This window comes from Leucobacter fengyongliangi (assembly GCF_052386045.1).
This window is the reverse complement of record NZ_CM126356.1, coordinates 1,057,209-1,071,848: the sequence shown is the minus strand read 5'-3', so window position 1 is coordinate 1,071,848 and position 14,640 is coordinate 1,057,209. Positions and strand designations below refer to the sequence as shown.

At 64.8% G+C, this 14,640-nt stretch carries 18 protein-coding genes and 1 tRNA gene; 4 read left to right on the top strand and 15 right to left on the bottom strand.

What is annotated here, in order from left to right; all coding sequences use genetic code 11:
* Window positions 1–410 precede the first annotated feature (410 nt).
* Window positions 411–486 (bottom strand) — tRNA-Glu (locus tag ACTNFK_RS05050).
* 121 nt (window positions 487–607) lie between these two features.
* On the opposite strand from ACTNFK_RS05050, the gene ACTNFK_RS05045 reads away from it, so the two are divergent.
* Window positions 608–1,300 (top strand): MBL fold metallo-hydrolase, encoded by a 693-nt coding sequence (locus ACTNFK_RS05045; protein WP_435936308.1) that lies wholly within the window; start codon window positions 608–610, stop codon window positions 1,298–1,300.
* Window positions 1,301–1,333: 33 nt separating this feature from the next.
* Complete coding sequence (locus ACTNFK_RS05040) at window positions 1,334–1,636, top strand: putative quinol monooxygenase (protein ID WP_435936307.1); 303 nt, start codon at window positions 1,334–1,336, stop codon at window positions 1,634–1,636.
* 113 nt (window positions 1,637–1,749) lie between these two features.
* On the opposite strand, the gene ACTNFK_RS05035 is transcribed toward ACTNFK_RS05040, so the two are convergent.
* From ACTNFK_RS05035 to ACTNFK_RS05010, 6 genes are all read right to left on the bottom strand, one after another.
* Complete coding sequence (locus ACTNFK_RS05035; RefSeq protein ID WP_435936306.1) at window positions 1,750–2,007, bottom strand: type II toxin-antitoxin system RelE family toxin; 258 nt, start codon at window positions 2,005–2,007, stop codon at window positions 1,750–1,752.
* On the bottom strand, window positions 2,004–2,267 hold the full coding sequence (locus tag ACTNFK_RS05030) for a type II toxin-antitoxin system Phd/YefM family antitoxin (protein WP_435936305.1): 264 nt from the start codon (window positions 2,265–2,267) through the stop codon (window positions 2,004–2,006). Before ACTNFK_RS05030 ends, ACTNFK_RS05035 begins: the two co-directional genes overlap by 4 nt.
* Before the next feature lie 110 nt (window positions 2,268–2,377).
* Window positions 2,378–2,710, bottom strand: coding sequence for a type II toxin-antitoxin system ParD family antitoxin (locus ACTNFK_RS05025; protein WP_445117199.1), 333 nt, complete (start codon window positions 2,708–2,710; stop codon window positions 2,378–2,380).
* A gap of 106 nt (window positions 2,711–2,816) precedes the next feature.
* The gene (locus ACTNFK_RS05020; RefSeq protein WP_435936303.1) at window positions 2,817–3,506 is read right to left on the bottom strand and encodes an SDR family oxidoreductase; all 690 of its coding nucleotides are present in this window, start codon (window positions 3,504–3,506) and stop codon (window positions 2,817–2,819) included.
* 9 nt (window positions 3,507–3,515) lie between these two features.
* Window positions 3,516–3,770, bottom strand: a complete 255-nt coding sequence (locus ACTNFK_RS05015) for a type II toxin-antitoxin system RelE family toxin (protein WP_435936302.1) — start codon at window positions 3,768–3,770, stop codon at window positions 3,516–3,518.
* Window positions 3,767–4,015, bottom strand: a complete 249-nt coding sequence (locus ACTNFK_RS05010) for a type II toxin-antitoxin system Phd/YefM family antitoxin (protein WP_433645848.1) — start codon at window positions 4,013–4,015, stop codon at window positions 3,767–3,769. Before ACTNFK_RS05010 ends, ACTNFK_RS05015 begins: the two co-directional genes overlap by 4 nt.
* A 217-nt stretch (window positions 4,016–4,232) precedes the next feature.
* Between ACTNFK_RS05010 and ACTNFK_RS05005 the strand changes: the two genes are divergently transcribed.
* Window positions 4,233–5,522: a hypothetical protein gene (locus ACTNFK_RS05005; protein ID WP_435936301.1), complete on the top strand. Its 1,290-nt coding sequence runs from the start codon at window positions 4,233–4,235 to the stop codon at window positions 5,520–5,522.
* A gap of 52 nt (window positions 5,523–5,574) precedes the next feature.
* Here the strand turns inward: ACTNFK_RS05005 and mutM are convergent, their stop codons facing one another.
* The 7 genes from mutM to ACTNFK_RS04970 all read right to left on the bottom strand — a co-directional run bounded on the left by mutM (window position 5,575) and on the right by ACTNFK_RS04970 (window position 12,038).
* Window positions 5,575–6,552, bottom strand: a complete 978-nt coding sequence (mutM, locus tag ACTNFK_RS05000) for a bifunctional DNA-formamidopyrimidine glycosylase/DNA-(apurinic or apyrimidinic site) lyase (RefSeq protein WP_435936300.1) — start codon at window positions 6,550–6,552, stop codon at window positions 5,575–5,577.
* Between the two features lie 3 nt (window positions 6,553–6,555).
* Window positions 6,556–7,251 (bottom strand): ribonuclease III, encoded by a 696-nt coding sequence (gene rnc, locus ACTNFK_RS04995; protein WP_435936384.1) that lies wholly within the window; start codon window positions 7,249–7,251, stop codon window positions 6,556–6,558.
* Between the two features lie 109 nt (window positions 7,252–7,360).
* Window positions 7,361–7,564: a 50S ribosomal protein L32 gene (gene rpmF, locus ACTNFK_RS04990; RefSeq protein ID WP_433645851.1), complete on the bottom strand. Its 204-nt coding sequence runs from the start codon at window positions 7,562–7,564 to the stop codon at window positions 7,361–7,363.
* Between the two features lie 13 nt (window positions 7,565–7,577).
* Window positions 7,578–8,120 (bottom strand): YceD family protein, encoded by a 543-nt coding sequence (locus ACTNFK_RS04985; RefSeq protein ID WP_435936383.1) that lies wholly within the window; start codon window positions 8,118–8,120, stop codon window positions 7,578–7,580.
* A 61-nt stretch (window positions 8,121–8,181) separates the two neighbouring features.
* Entirely contained in the window at window positions 8,182–9,114 is a 933-nt protein-coding gene (locus tag ACTNFK_RS04980; RefSeq protein WP_433645852.1) for an NYN domain-containing protein, read from the bottom strand.
* Window positions 9,115–9,139: 25 nt separating this feature from the next.
* Entirely contained in the window at window positions 9,140–9,637 is a 498-nt protein-coding gene (gene coaD, locus ACTNFK_RS04975) for a pantetheine-phosphate adenylyltransferase (RefSeq protein WP_435936299.1), read from the bottom strand.
* A gap of 58 nt (window positions 9,638–9,695) precedes the next feature.
* A complete protein-coding gene (locus ACTNFK_RS04970) occupies window positions 9,696–12,038 on the bottom strand; it encodes an ATP-dependent DNA helicase RecG (protein ID WP_435936298.1) in 2,343 nt (780 codons plus the stop codon).
* 102 nt (window positions 12,039–12,140) lie between these two features.
* Between ACTNFK_RS04970 and rsmD the strand changes: the two genes are divergently transcribed.
* The gene (rsmD, locus tag ACTNFK_RS04965) at window positions 12,141–12,713 is read left to right on the top strand and encodes a 16S rRNA (guanine(966)-N(2))-methyltransferase RsmD (protein ID WP_435936297.1); all 573 of its coding nucleotides are present in this window, start codon (window positions 12,141–12,143) and stop codon (window positions 12,711–12,713) included.
* A gap of 459 nt (window positions 12,714–13,172) precedes the next feature.
* On the opposite strand, the gene ACTNFK_RS04960 is transcribed toward rsmD, so the two are convergent.
* Complete coding sequence (locus ACTNFK_RS04960) at window positions 13,173–14,639, bottom strand: NAD-dependent succinate-semialdehyde dehydrogenase (protein WP_435936296.1); 1,467 nt, start codon at window positions 14,637–14,639, stop codon at window positions 13,173–13,175.
* Between the last annotated feature and the right edge of the window lies 1 nt (window position 14,640).

Here is a 14,640-nt window from a genome sequence, read left to right as displayed (position 1 = left end):
CGTTCCCGTCTTGCGCGCTCTGCCTTCTGGGCGCTGAACTGTCTGCCCCCATTCTGGCACCCTTGTGGGCGTTCCCCCCAACCACGTCGCGTGGTTCTGCTCTTCAAACCACCTCCCCGCTTTGGGTAGGGCGCAAGTGGTCGCTTGCCTGGCAACGAAGGAGCCTCACGCGCCCGACACAGGTCTCTTGGGTTACGCAACCAACCTCTTTCAATTTCAGCTAGGGCGCAAGTTGTTGCTTGCCTGGCGACGAAGGAGCCACACGCGCCCGACCGGGCGGATGCCACGGCAGGCAGACACGGGTCGACGAGCAGGGTGGACGAGCAGGGTCGAGGCACAGAGTCGGAGCTAGAAGCCCAGAGTCAGCAAGCGAATACGACGAAACCCCCTCCGAGTGGAGGGGGTTTCACTGGTGACCCCAGCGGGATTCGAACCCGCGTTACCGCCGTGAGAGGGCAGCGTACTAGGCCGCTATACGATGGGGCCGTGTTCCTTGGCCGGGGAATCCCCTGCCGTGGCAACTAGACTATCTTGGCACATCACCGGCGCGATGCAAAATCCGCGGTGGATCTGCCCGCTCGCGTGTCGAAGCTCTAGTATCGGGGGCATGCAGTGCTTCCGCCTTTCCCATGCCGGTGTCGTTCTCGAGCTCGATGGGGCCTCGCTCTTCGTTGACCCGGGCAGCTTCTCGTCTGGAGCGGAGCTCAGCACCGCGACCGAGGCGGCGGCACCGATTGCGGGAATCGTGATCACGCACGAGCATGCCGACCACTGGACCCCCGAGAACGTGGCTGCGCTGCGCGCCACCGCCCCCGACGCCCCGGTGTTCACCACACAGGCGACGGCCGACGCGCTGGCGGCGGCCGGGATCCACAATGTGCTGGTTGTGCGCGAAGGCGACACGCACCAGGCGGGCCCGTTTGCGCTGGAATTCTATGGTCGCCGCCACGAGGTGCTGCACGCCAGCATTCCGGTGATCGACAACGTGGGGGTGCGCGTGAACGGCACCTTCGCGTATGGCGGCGACGACCTGACGCGGCCGCCGTTTCTCGCCGATGTGCTGGGCGTGCCGATCGGGTCGCCGTGGTCGAACATCGCGCAGGTGATGGATTTCGTGCTGACCGCCGCGCCGCGTCGCGCGTACCTGACTCACGACGGAATGCTGTCGGCGCAGGGCCTAGGGTTGTTCACCGCGCGGGTGCAGTGGTGTCTGGAGCAGGTCGGCGGCGAGCTGATCACGCTGCCGCGGCTCGACGCGGATCCCACTGCCCGACTCGAGCTCGGGGCGCTCAGAATCTAGTCGGCCGCGATGGATCGCCCTAGCATTGGCGCTATGACCTTTGCGAACGTGGGAACGCTTGAAACTCAGCCGGGAAAGCGAGACGAGGTTGTCGCGATCCTTACTCGGTTGAATCGAGACCTCAGCGACGCGGGCTGCGTGCTGTACGAGGTCGGGATCAACCCCGACGAACCAGACACTGTGTTCGTCGCGGAAATCTGGGAGTCGGCAGAAGCACACCAGAGTTCGTTGCAGCTCGAGAGCGTTCGAGCGGCGATCGCTGAAGCCATGCCGCTGCTCACAGGCCAGATGGGTGGAAATCAGTTCACCGTAGTGGGTTCTCCCCTGCGCGCTTAACCACACGCTGTCGGGGGTGATGCCGTCAGTACTCACGGAATCAATCGCAGGAGCACACGCCCCAGTCACGAAGCGCGTCAAACGGAGCCTCTGAGTCGACCTCACGCTTCACACTACCGATATGCCTCTCGACGGTGGGCTACACGCACGACTGACACCACGAGTACCTGATCAAGAATGTCGTAGATCACTCGGTAGTCGCCGATTCTGATCCGCCACGCGGTGTCTTCACCGACGATCTTCCGCGAACCAGGAGGTCGCTGGTCTTCGGTCAGAGACTCAATCGCGTCGAGCACTCTAGTCCGAACCTGAGCTGGCAGCTTTCGCACCTGCCGAGCCGCCGCCGTGGTGAACTCGACCTCGTAGATCACGACGCGAGTTCGCTACGCAGATCTGCGAGCTTGATCCGCTCACCATCATCCTCAGCCTTCGCTTCACGGTAGGCCGCGACATCCTGACTCATCTCGAACGCCTCAAGTGCCGCAAGGTCTTCAACGCTCACCACGACAGCTGCGAGCTTGCCGTTGCGGGTTACGCCAATGCGCTCCCCCGCATACATTGCGCGACCGAGCACGTCGGAAAGCTGACTGCGGAGTTCGCGAGTGGTAACTTCACGAGAAACTGTTTCCATAGTGGCAATAGTAGCATCTGTGTACACATTCAAACCTGACTCACTCTAACTTGGTCCGCCCTCGTCGTGGCGCGTCGGATCCATTCGCTGGTGCAGAATGCGGATCTCGGTCACGTACGTCTCAGTTTGACGGATGTCCCACTGCTTCTGAGTGAAATCCCAGATCGAGGAGAGGTCACGTTGCGCGGCCGGAGTGAGCCGGTAACCGCTAACTGTTTTTTCGCAGTGATGAACGCATCGAAGTCGAAGGCTTCAGGCTTTCCGCTCGCTTCGCCCGCGAGCAGCGCGGCGCGCAGAGCAGACATCTGAGTCTCCTGATCCTCGAGCAGCCGCAATCCCGCGCGAACGACCTCGCTCGCCGATCGGTAGCGCCCCGTTGCCACTTCGCGGGAGAGAAACGCGGAAAAGTGCTCGTCCAGACTGATCGAGGTGTTCGTACCCATGCACCAAATATTGGTAACAACGGCCTGCTGCACAGGTAGGAGATGACGCAACCTGCCCGAGAGTCTGGCACCAAGGCCGCGGTTGCAACCTCCGGTCTCTTGTGGCTCAGATACCTGGTCGCACCATCAGATCGGTGATCTGCGCGTCGCGCGGCAGATCGAGCATCGTAAGGATTCCGGTCACGACCGATTCCGGGTCAATAAAGTTCGAAGGGTCGTAGGGTCGCCCCTCTTGCTCGTGCACCTGCGCCTGCATCGGCGTCGCGGTGCGCCCCGGAAAGATCGACGAAACCCGAACGCCGTGCGCGGCCTCCTCGGCGCGCAGCCCGTCGGCGAGCGCTTTGAGGCCGTGCTTCGATGCCGCGTACGCCGACCACTCGGGGGAAGTGCGCAGCCCTGCCCCCGAATTCACGAACACGACCTGTCCCTTTGTGCCGCGGAGAGCCGGAAGCAAAATGCGGGTGAGCTCAGCGGGCCCGATGAGGTTGACCCCGAGCTGCCAGACCCAGGACGCTACCGGGAGTGCGTCGACTCGGCCGAGCTCAACGACACCCGCGACATGGATCAGGGAGTCCAGCCGCTCCGGGAGTCGCTGCCCGCTGAGCGTCTCGGCGATCCGCTCGGGCTCCGCCAGGTTCGCGACGACCGTCGTGGCACCTGGGAACCGTTCGCGCAGCACGTGGGCGCGGTCCTCGCTTCGAGCAAGCAGCACGAGGTCGTCGCCGCAATCCACAAGTCGCGTGGCGAGCGCCTCGCCGATTCCTGAGCCGGCACCGGTAATGAAGTGGAGAGCCATGCCCCAACCTTAACGATAGATCTCTTTTCGGTGCCCACGGCCTACGACGACGACAAGCAGCACTTCGCCTTGAACGGTGTAGATAATCCGATAGTCACCCACGCGAACTCTGATGCCATCGCGGCCGCGCAGACTTGTCGCGCCGGGCGGTCTCGGTTCCTGAGCCAACAGTGCGATCGCGCCTTGAATTCGTTTGCGATCATCAGGGTGAATCTTACGAAGTGCTCGCAGCGCGGCAGGGCGAACTTCGATGCGATAGCTCACACCCAGCCCAACTCTGCTTTCACTTCATCCCAGGGAATGTTGTCGCCTTCTTCTTCCATCGCTGCATCAAACGCAGTGATATCTTCAAGTTCCTCGGCAGCTTCCACGAAACGATCGAACAGTTCCGGCGCAATGATCACCGCTTCCCGTTGGCCACGCTTTTCGATGATTACCGGGTCAGATTGGGCTTGGCGCACAGCGTCAGCAAAATTCTTTCGAGCGTCTGACGAAGCGAGAGTAATCATCCTTAAATTGTACATTTGAACTCCGCAACTGTACAACTGGTTCATTGCAAGCAAGCCACATGCGTTGCCACTCACCGCCGGTGCTAACACCCTGGCAACGAGGCGACGCAACGGGTGGAGCGGTTGGCACTCGAGCTTGAAGAGCTGACGGCATTCCGGCGTGGCGAGTCAGATGACCCAGGGTGACATCTCAGCTCTTGCGAGATAGCGTGCAAGTATGAATACCATTCACATCGGCATGTTTCGACTGTTCGGGGCCCTCGCACTTGCCGGCGCAGTCGGTGTGGCTCCCACCGGTGTGGCAGATCCCGCCATGGCATCGCCCCTGCAGTCGGCAGTAGCAGTGACCGAGTCGCATAGTCACGGTGATCTGGAGGCCGCGATACTCACGGTGACCTCGGGTTATCCCGCTGACACGTCGCCTTCGGATCCGTTGCTGCCCGACTCTGCTGATCCCCTTGAGTGGTGCATTACCCAGGAAGTCGACGCTTGCTCTGACATTCGCACTTACTTGGCGGCGAAGCCTCGCTCAACACTGTGGGACCAAGACCGTCACGACGATTTGCTTGCACTCTTCCAGAACCACGCATTCGAGGACGAGACCGACGACGAGCTCCAGAAGTCGTCGCTCGTACCCACCTGCCCTCCGGGCACCGTGTTCGTTGAGGCCTACCAATATCGTGTATCAAGCTTCGGCATCCCGCTCACGGGAGCCTGCAAGGTCATCGGTTCGCCCGACCGCCCCGGCTCGGTCCCTTTGTGGGAAGAGGACGAGTTAGAGGAATTTTCCGAGCAGGCTTCCCCAGAGGATCTCCCAGAGCAAGTCGTGCATGCTTTCGATATTGCAACAGAGTGTTTTGCCACGCTCGGCCTCGACCCAGAAGGCCGCGAAGCCGTGACCATGCAATACTGCCCGGAGGACGCTATCGAAGGCAGCACACTGGATCCATCTCGATCTATTCCGCGGTACGTCGTTCCCGTGCCATCCGATTTTCCAGTACTCCTTCATCTGTGTGTGTTGACACATCCGGTGGAAGTCAGTGGATCAGCCGATGCCTGTGACGAGCCCGCGAATGCAGGCGAGGCCAACATTTCCACCGCTTCGTTGTTAACTGCAGCCAGCCCTGGAGAGCTGGTTGATGGGGACGGCTTGGTAGCACTGAACGGCACAATTCTGGACACGGAACTTGAGGTTCAAGATGGACACGCGCAGGTGGCATTGCCAGCGCTAGGGCTTGGGGTGCATCACGTGCAGGTTGAATTCACTGCTGCTGGCCTCACGACGAGCGTTGAAGTGCTCATTGACGCACAGAACCTCTCGACCAGCGAAAGTGTGCCGGAGGGCGACTTCCTCGCCGATTCAGGCGAACCGCCAGAGCCGCCGGAGGGTGACGCGGCAGTAAACTCACCCGTGTTGCTGTATTCGCTCACGGGACTATTCTCGATCGCACTGTTGATCACCGTATGGATGCTCGTCTCAGCGAAGGTCGTCGGGCGCCGGTATTGAGACCAGCACCGCGGTGGATCCGTCTGACAGGAGTACGAAGCCGTGAACGACTTCACACTCCCTGCTGCTCACGTTTCCGCTGACACCTCGGGCAGAAGTGCGACGAGCGCCCCACAAGGGTGATCTTGCGGATCGGCGTGCCGCACCGCGGGCACGGTGCCCCAGTGCGCCCGTACGCGTTGAGCGAGTGGGCGAAATACCCCGCCTGCCCGTTCACGTTCACGTACTGCGCATCGAAGCTCGTGCCGCCCTCGGCGAGCGCCTGCGCGAACACCTCGCGTGTCCCCCTGAGCAACTCGCGCGCCTTCCGCACGCTGAGCAGCGACGCCGGGGTTTCGGGGTGCACCCGCGCCCGCCACAGTGCCTCATCGGCGTAGATATTGCCGATGCCGCTCACCAGGGTCTGGTCGAGCAGCGCCACCTTCACCGCGCTGCGGCGCGCGCGCAGGCCCCGCACGAACGCCGCGTCGTCAAAGGCCGGGTCGAGTGGATCGCGCGCAATGTGCAGCGCCTGCCCCGGGATCGCGGCGAGATCCGTGCCAATTCCGCCGGGCTTTCCGTCTGGCGTCGGCACCAGCGCGTCGATCGCAAGCGACCCGAAGAGACGCTGGTCGGCGAAGTCGAGGCGCAGCTCACCATGCGTGGGGTGCGAGATCCACAGGTGGATCCGCACAAACCTATCGTCGGGTGCCTCGTGGGCGCGCAGCAGCAACTGCCCGCTCATGCCGAGGTGCGCGAGCAGGGCCTCGCCTGTGCCTGCGAGCGGCACCCACAGGAACTTGCCTCGCCGCGCGGGAGCGCCGAGCACCGCCCCGGTGAGGCGTCGCTCGAAGTCGGCGGCGCGAAGCGCCCCCGATTCGGCATCGAGGCTGACCCCGTGACGACCGACGCCCGCAGCTTCGACACCGCCGAGGGGCAGGTGTCGCTTCAGGGCGCGCGGATCCACCACCTCGACCGCGACGACCCGCGCAACGGTGATCGCCGGCGCGAGGCCCGCACGAACCACCTCGACCTCGGGAAGTTCTGGCACGGGTTATGTGCCCGGCTGCTTGCGTTTCTTCTGAGACCCCGAAGAAGCCGGGGCACCGCTGCCGGCCCGCAGCTGCTCGACCGCGTGACGAGCGGCCGCCAGCTCGGCGACCTTCTTGCTCGTGCCGTTGCCGTGACCGGTCACACCAGCGAGTTCGACACGCGCGGTGTACCGACGGTCGTGATCCGGGCCTTCTCCGGTCGTCTCGTAGGGCGGGTGGGGCAGACCGCGTGCGGCTGCCTCTTCCTGCAGAGAAGTCTTCGGATCGAGCGCGACAGTGAAGCGCTCGGGGTCGGCAAGTAGCGGCTCGATGAGGTCGAGCACGAACGCCGAAGCGACCTCCGTGTTCGTCGACAGGTAGACCGCGCCGATGACCGCCTCGACGGTATCGGCAAGGATCGAGTCCTTCTCCCTGCCGCCGGTGCGCTCTTCTCCGACACCGAGTTTCACCTCTGAGCCGAGCCCGATGCTGCGAGCGACCTCCGCGAGCGCGACGCTCGACACCAGGGCCGCACGACGCTTGGCGAGCTCGCCCTCGCTGAGTTCGGGGTAGTCGGTGTAAAGCTTCACCGTGACCGCCTGGCCCAGGATCGCATCGCCCAAGAACTCGAGTCGCTCGTTATGCGGCGCGCCGCCGTGCTCATACGCCCACGAGCGGTGCGTGAGCGCCAACTCGAGCAATTCGGGGGTCACGGCCACGTCGAACCGCGCAAGAAAGCCGCCGGGGCCGCCCTCAGGCGAGCCCGACGGCTCAGCTTGCAGCTGTTCGGTGCCGTGCAGAGTGTGATCTGCGTGCACGCCAGACTGCTTAAACGTCAGCGACCTTGCGGCCCTTGTACTCAAGGAATAACGGGGTGCCGTTTGAATCCTCGACTACGCGAGCGCGGTGCGCCAGGCTGTAGACGGTGCGACCATTCTCAACGGTCTTGACCAGCTTTGGCGCCTCGGCCTTCCACGCCGAACGGCGGTGGCGGGTGTTCGAGCGCGACATCTTACGCTTGGGAACAGCCATGATGCTCTCTTTCCTACTTGCTTCCAGGATCGGTGTGCCGATCCACGTCATTATTTTCGGCCAGCAAACCGGCCAGCGCCGCCCAACGGGGGTCTAACGGCGCACTGGGCTCGGCTGCAGCCTTGGCATCACGCACCTCACCGGACTCGGGGTCGAGCCCCGCGCAGTCCGGGCGACACACAGGCTGGAACGGAAGTGCAAGCACTACCGCGTCTCGGAGCGGGGGTTCAAGATCCACGTGATCACCGTGAACCCCATACTCGTCGGCCTCCGTAGGAGTATACGCGAAAAGTTCTTGGAATTCGACTTCGAACGGAGCGGTGAACTTCTCGAGGCACCGGCCGCACTCCGCGTGCATCGTGGTGGCGACGTGGGCGGAGGCCAAAATGCCCTCGTGCACGGATTCGAGGCGCACCTCGAGGTCGAGCGACTCGCCCGCGGGAATCGTCGCGAGCGCCTCTCCAAACCCCTCTGGTACGGCGAACGTGCGCTCGCGCTCGCGCATCTCGCCCGGGCGGTTCATGATGTCGCGAACGTTCTCTTGGTACTGGCGCATGCTACTCACCGCTTCAGCCTAACCGCTGCCTCCTCGATGCAGCCTGTGTGTGGGGCTGCGGTCAGTGCGCGCCGGGCCTGCGGCGGATGAGGTGCGGGCTGCTGCTCAGGTCGAGTTCGACGATGCCCAGGTAGGCCTTCACGAACTCGGTGAACGAGGAGAAGCCCAGCTCCCGCTCTTGGAACGAGGGATCCATGCGCAGCATCTGGTTCTTCACGTCCGAGGCGCGCTGCCATTCCTCGTCGGTCTTCGTCTCGAGCAGCAGCAGCGCCTTGCGCAGCAGCGGCCCCGGACGACGCCGATGCGCTGCGTCGGACTTTGCGGCCTCTGGCGCTGGGCGATCCACCACCGGCTGCTCGGTGATGTCGGTGTTGACGATCGCTGGCACATCGAGTGGATCTTCCTCGATCTCAGATTCGTCGAGCTCAGTATCTTCGTCGGTGAGCAGCGCGTCATAGTCGGCGTACTCATCGCACGCACCCGCAAGGATGCGGCTCGTGCCCCCGGCCACCCCGATGCCCACGACGTAGCGACCCATGCGGCGCGTCTTCTGCACGAGCGGCACGAAATCCGAATCGCCGGCAACGATCACGACGTGCGTCACATCGTCGAGCACAAACAGGTCTTCCATCGCGTCGACCGCGAGGCGGATGTCGGCCCCGTTCTTGCGCCGCACGCTCAGCGGAAACATTTGCACAAGATCGGCCGCTCTGGCCGTCAGATCACCTCGGTACGAGGCGTTCACCGGGTGCGACCAGTCTGCGTAGGCACGACACACGGCGAGCGCCCCGAAGGTCGCCGCATAGTCGAGCACCGCGTCGATGCTCACGTTCGCGGCACGCAGGCGATCCCGCACCTCTGGCGTCATCGCCTCGCGGCCTGCGGCCCCCGGAAAGTCGCGCCGAAACGCCTGCCGCCCGTTGATCTGGTCGTACCGAGAAATCACGATGTTGTCGAAATCAAAGTACACCGCGACCCGCGGTTCGCGCGACATGGACGCGCCGTAGCTGCCGCGCATGCTAGGCGGGACGCGTCGTATCGAGATAGTTGGCGACCGCGTGCGGGACATAGGGTGACACGTCGCCGCCCAGCGCGGCCACCTGCCGCACGAGCGAGCTCGACACGTGCGCATGCCCGGGATCGGGCAGGAGGAAGATCGTCTCGACACCGGCCAGGCTGCGGTTCATCAGCACCATCGGCGTCTCGTATGCCACGTCGATCTGCGAGCGGATGCCCTTCACGAGCACCGTCGCACCCACCTCGGTGCAGTAATCGACGAGCAGACCCACCGACCACGACGCGACGATGATCTTGCCCTTCGGCATCTCGGGATCGTCGTCAATCGCCTTCTGAATGAGGTTCATACGCTCCGAGATCGGCAGCATCGCGTTCTTGCCGGGATTGTGCACCACCAGCACGTGCACCTGGTCGAAGATTGCGGCGGCCCGACGAATCACGTCAAGATGCCCGAGAGTCACGGGGTCAAACGAACCGGGCACAACGGCGATACTGCTCATGCCCTAAGCCTATGGGGTGCGCCCCGGCGAAGCCCGAAAAACACCTCAGAAGTCGACCCTACGATTTCGCGAGGTTGTCGAGCGACCGCAACTCGGCCTCTCGCTCAAGCGCCTCCCGCAGCAGCGGCGCGGTTTCTAAGTGTGGATCGCGTCGCAGCAGCTCCGCCGCCACTTCCCGCGCGCGCACGATGAGCTCGCCGTGCTCGGCCACCCGCAGCAGCTTCAGCGTGGATCGCCCACCCGACTGCGCCGTGCCCAAAATGTCACCCTCGCGCCGCAGCTCGAGGTCAATCTCGGCGAGGGCGAACCCGTCGGTGGTCGCGGCGACCGCGGCGATCCGCTCGCGCGCGTGACTCCCCTCCTCAGCCCCCGACAGCAAGAGGCACAGCCCCGGGTGCTCACCCCGGCCCACGCGACCGCGCAGCTGATGCAGTTGCGACACCCCAAACCGGTCGGCATCGCGCACGATCATCATCGAGGCGTTGGGCACGTTCACCCCCACCTCGATCACGGTGGTGGCCACGAGCACGTCGATCTCGCCGGCCGCGAACGCCCGCATCACCCGATCCTTTTCGTCGGGCTTCATCGCACCAGTCAACGCGGCGAGCCGCAGCCCAGCAAAATCGGGGCGCCCGGCGAGCTCTTCGAGGGTCTGCTCGACGCTTGCGAGGGTCTTTGGATCGGGGGTGGCTCGCGATCCGCCCCCCGAATCTGGCTCTGGCGCAGGCTCGTCATCGCCCTCTTCCCGCTTGCCCGCGGCGATCGCCGGACACACGACGTACACCTGACGCCCCTTGGCCACCTCCTCAGTGGCGCGCACCCAGGCGCGCTCGGCCCACCCGGGCTTCTCGTGCACCGGCACCGCGAACGTCTCGATCGGTTGCCGGCCCGGAGGCAGGTCGCGCATGGTGGAGGTCTCGAGGTCACCAAAGGCGGTGAGCGCGACCGTGCGCGGGATCGGCGTGGCGGTCATCGCGAGCACGTGCGGCTCGTTGCCCTTCTGGCGCAGGGCCTCTCGCTGCTCGACCCCGAATCGGTGCTGCTCGTCGATCACCGCGAGCCCGAGGTCGTAGAACGCGACGTGCTCGCTGATGAGCGCGTGCGTGCCGACCACGATGCGCGCCGACCCGCTGGCGATCGCCAGCAGCGCCTTGCGCCGCTGCGCGACGGGCATCTTGCTCGTGAGGAGCACGGGGTGGAGCTTCTCGGTGAGCGCGGGGCCAAGCGATTCGGTGACGCTACGAAAGTGCTGCCCGGCGAGCACCTCGGTGGGGGCGAGCATCGCGCTCTGGCCGTCGCCCTCGGCGACCTGGAGCATCGCCCGGAGCGCCACGATCGTCTTGCCCGAGCCCACCTCGCCCTGTAGCAACCGGTGCATCGGGTGCGGGCGCGCGAGTTCGCGCGAGATCACCTCGCCCGCCTCGATCTGCCCGGCGGTCAACTCGAACGGCAGCCCGGCGTCGAATATGTCGAGCAGCCCGCCGGAAATCTTGGGACGCCGCGTGCTCGGGGCCTCGCCGAGCCTTCGCCTGCGGTCGAGCAGCCCGAGCTGCAGGTCGAACGCCTCGCGAAAGCGCATGCTGTCTCGCGCCAGTTTCCAGTCAGCGGGGCGCTCCGGGCGGTGGATCAGCTCAAGCGCCACGCCCAACTTGATCGCTGCGCCTGCTTCGCGCACCTCGGGCGGGAGCGGATCCGCCACCGTGAGCTGTGGGTCAAGCGCATCGAGCGCCATCTCGACCGCCTTCTGGATCACCCAGCTCGCGAGCTTCGATGTTGCCGGGTAAATCGGCACCGGGCGCTCAGCGAAAGCGAGGGCTGCAGCCTCGTCGAACTTGTCGGTCGCAACTTCGAGCTGCCCCGGCCGTTCACCCGGTTGCTCGCCGGGGTCATCAAGGGGCCCGGGGGCACCGGTGGCACGAGGGGTGCTGGGGCCATCGAGTTCACCCCGTGATCCGCCGGGAAAGCCGTTTGCCGCAGCCTCCTCACGATCGGCAAAGAGTTGATAATCGGGGTTCTGCAACTGCAGCTGACCCTTGTACTCGCTCACCTTGCCCGCGAAAATGCCACGCACCCCAGCGTGCAAATCGCCTGCCCGCCACGGCTGATTGAAAAAGGTGAGCTGCAGCGTGCCCACACCATCAGTGATACGCACCTCGAGTAAGCTGCCACCCCGGCGCTGCATCGTGCGCTGACGCACATCGAGCACCTGGGCCAACACCGTGATGTGCTCGCCGATGGGGAGGCCCACAAGCGGGGTCAGCTCGCCGCGGTTGGAGTAGCGGCGCGGAAAATGCCAGAGCAGGTCGCGCACCGTGTGCATGTCGAAGGCCTTCTCCAGGGCCTTCGCGGTGCGCCCACCGACGACGCCATCGAGGCGCGTGTCGAGGGTGATCGTGCTCATGCACCCAGGCTAGCGCCCGGTGCCGACACGCTCACCCATCCCCTAGCCACGGCTACAGCTACAGCCCGGCTGCCGTTGGCCAAGGCCCGATATCCTGGGTGGGTGACCAGAATCATCGCGGGCGTGGCCGGGTCTCTCCGGCTCGAGGTACCAAAGTCGGGCACGCGCCCGACCACCGACCGCGTACGCGAGGCGATCTTCTCCACCCTGGGGTCGTGGGGTCTCGACAGTGGATCCCGAGTCCTCGACCTGTATGCCGGCTCGGGGGCCCTCGGCCTCGAGGCTGCGAGCCGCGGCGCCAGCGAGGTCGCGCTCGTCGAGAAGCATCCGCAGTCCGCCCAGGTTGCCGCGCGGAACGCGAAGACCGTAACTGCGGCATTCACCAAGAGTCAGGCCCCCCGAGTTACGGTCGCGCGCCAATCGGTGCAGGCGTTCCTGGAGGGCCTGGATCCACTGGTGAAATGGGATGTCGTGATGCTGGATCCGCCGTATGAGTTGGGTGAGGAGGAACTCACCTCGAATCTCACTGCGGTGGTGCCCCTTCTCGCAGAGGATGCGGTCGTGCTGGTGGAGCGAAGTACGCGCTCGCCCGAGCCGACGTGGCCGGCGGGTCTCGCACGCATCAAGGAGAAGCGTTACGGCGAGACCGCGCTGTGGTGGGCAGAATCTGCTTGATTGCAACGCACAGCGTTGCGCAGATTCTGCCGCCGACAGGCGGTCTGCGAGAAGCAACGCACAGCGTTGCGCAGATTCTGCCGCCGACAGGCGGCTCGCTTAGGAAAAACGCATCGCGTTTTGCGAGTTCTGCCGCTCTGACTCAGCCACCGTCCACATCGTTCACGCTCGCGTGGACACCCGCGCAGGGTTCCCGCCGTCCGAAGCCTGCGCGAGCGTCAGCCGCACAACCACCGACCTCACCGGTCACCCTCGGGTGGACATCCGCGCACGCTTTCGAGCCTCTGAACCCTGCGAGAGCGTCCATTCGGCGACCACACTCGACCCCGGAAACGCAAAACCGGCCCGCGCCAGCCGAAGCTGACGGGGCCGGTTCGCGCACGGGGCACACGGGGCCGTGCGGATCGTTCGGATCGTTCGGATCGTTCGGATCGTGCGGATCGTGCGACGCGACAATACCTATCGCGGCAGCAGGGTGTACTTCGTCGAGAGGAACTCGTGGATCCCCTCGAAGCCGCCCTCGCGGCCGAGACCCGACTGCTTGATGCCACCGAAGGGGGCCGCAGCGTTCGAGACCAGGCCGGTGTTCAGACCCATCATGCCGGTCTCGAGCTTCTCAATCATGCGGTGGCCGCGGTGGATGTTCTCGGTGAACACGTAGCTGACCAGACCGTACTCGGTGCTGTTTGCAATCTCGACAGCCTCTTCTTCGGTTGAGAAGCGGATGATGCCAAGCACCGGCCCGAAGATCTCTTCACGCATGATCGCCGACTGCGGGCTGAGGTTGTCGATCACGGTGGGCTGGAAGAAGTGGCCCGGGCCGTCGATCGACTCGCCACCGGTGACGATGGTAGCGCCGGTCTCAACCGCGTCTGCGACAAGGCGCGCGGTGTTTGCCACGGCCTTTTCGTCGACGAGCGCACCGATGTCGTTGCCCTCTTCCGCGCCACGACCGATGGTCATCTGCGCGACGCGCTCGCCCACGCGACGCGCGAACTCGTCGGCGACCGACTCGTGCACGATGATGCGGTTCGCCGCAGTGCATGCCTGACCGATGTTGCGGAACTTCGCGAGCAGCGCACCCTCGACCGCACGGTCGAGATCGGCGTCATCGAAGACCACGAACGGGGCGTTGCCGCCGAGCTCCATCGAGGTGCGAAGTACGTTCTGCGCGGCGGCCTCGAGCAGCTTCACGCCGACAGGAGTGGAACCGGTGAACGAGAGCTTGCGCAGACGGGTGTCGCTCAGCAGCGCGCTCGACTGTGCGCTCGACTTCGAGGTCGGCACCACATTCACGACGCCGGCGGGCAGGCCCGCCTCTTCGAGCAACTGCACGAAGAAGATCGTGGTGAGCGGGGTGAGTGCCGCGGGCTTGATGACCACGGTGCAGCCGGCGGCGAGCGCCGGAGCGATCTTGCGCGTGGCCATTGCGAGCGGGAAGTTCCAGGGGGTGATGAAGTAGGTCGGACCCACCGGAATGTGCGAGACGACCATGTGACCGGTGCCCTCGGGGTTCTCTCGGTAGTCGCCGCGCACGCGGACGGCTTCTTCGGAGAACCAGCGCAGGAACTCGCCACCGTAGTTCACCTCGCCGCGAGCCTCGGCGATGGGCTTGCCCATCTCCATGCTCATGAGCAGCGCGAAGTCTTCTTTGCGCTCCATGAGCAGGTCGAAGGCGCGACGCAAGATGTTCGAGCGCACGCGTGACGGGGTTGCGGCCCAGGCATCCTGAGCGGCAACGGCTGCGTCGAGGGCGCGCACGGCATCCTCGACCGTCGCATCAGCGATCGTCTTAATGGTCTCGCCGGTTGCCGGGTCCTGCACGCCAAAGGTCGCGCCGGTGGCGGAGGGCTGCCAGGTGCCGCCGATGCCGAGGCCGGACTGGACGCTATCGAGCAACTCTTGCTCGTTGGGCTTCAGTGCCATG